Source organism: Candidatus Nitrosarchaeum limnium BG20, assembly GCF_000241145.1.
GTDB lineage: Archaea > Thermoproteota > Nitrososphaeria > Nitrososphaerales > Nitrosopumilaceae > Nitrosarchaeum > Nitrosarchaeum limnae.
Genome location: NZ_AHJG01000255.1, coordinates 1 through 979, shown reverse-complemented (window position 1 = coordinate 979; position 979 = coordinate 1). Strand labels below are relative to the sequence as shown.

The window sequence follows — 979 nt, the reverse complement described above, 5'->3', positions numbered from 1 at the left end:
GGGGGTTTTATTCACAAAAGATATTGCAAATTTACCACCGAATGACTGTACACCTACAACTTTAGCAAATGTTTCAAAGATTTTATCAAAAAAGAACAGAATGAAGTGTAGTATAATTTCAAAAAAGGAACTCGAAAAGAAAGGGTTTGGTGGAATTGTTGCAGTTGGTCAAGGAAGTAAAAACGAACCCAAACTAATAATCTTGGAACATCGTATGGGTTCTCGAAATGAAAAACCGATTGTATTAGTTGGTAAAGCAGTAACGTTTGACACAGGTGGCATTTCATTAAAACCAGGTGAGAAAATGGATGAGATGAAATTCGATAAGTGTGGTGGATGTACAGTGATTGGAATAATGAAAGCAGTGTCAGAATTAAAACTCCCTATAAACATAGTAGGAATTATTCCATCAGTTGAAAATATGCCAGGTGGTGAATCATATAGACCAGGAGACATCATAAAATTATACAGTGGTAAAACTGCAGAGATTTTAAACACAGATGCAGAAGGTAGAATAATTTTATCTGACGCATTATCTTTTGGAGAAAAACAATATTCACCAAAAGCAATTATTGATTTTGCAACATTGACTGGTGCTTGTATAATTGCACTAGGAACAAACGTAGCAGGTATTATTTCAAATAATGAAAAACTATCACAGAAAATTAAAGAATCATCAAAAAGGACAACCGAAGAAGTATGGGAACTTCCATTAAATAATGACTATATGGACATGATAAAATCAGATGTTGCAGATATGAAAAATGTTGGAATTGGAAGAGCTGCAGGAACAATTACCGCTGCCGCATTTTTAAGAAATGCCATAAAAGACACACCTTGGGTTCACATAGATATTGCAGGTGTTGCATGGACGCAGGTAGCTACAAAAGATAAACCATATAATCCAAAAGGAGCTACTGGTTTTGGAGTTAGGTTAATTTTAGATTATTTACAGAATATCTGAGTTTAGAAATATAAA

General features: G+C 33.9%; 1 protein-coding gene. It reads left to right on the top strand.

Annotated elements, in window-relative coordinates; all coding sequences use genetic code 11:
- Window positions 1-964, top strand: a 964-nt coding sequence (locus BG20_RS09085; protein ID WP_010194253.1) for a leucyl aminopeptidase, incomplete at its 5' end; no start/stop codon positions are given.
- Window positions 965-979 lie beyond the last annotated feature (15 nt).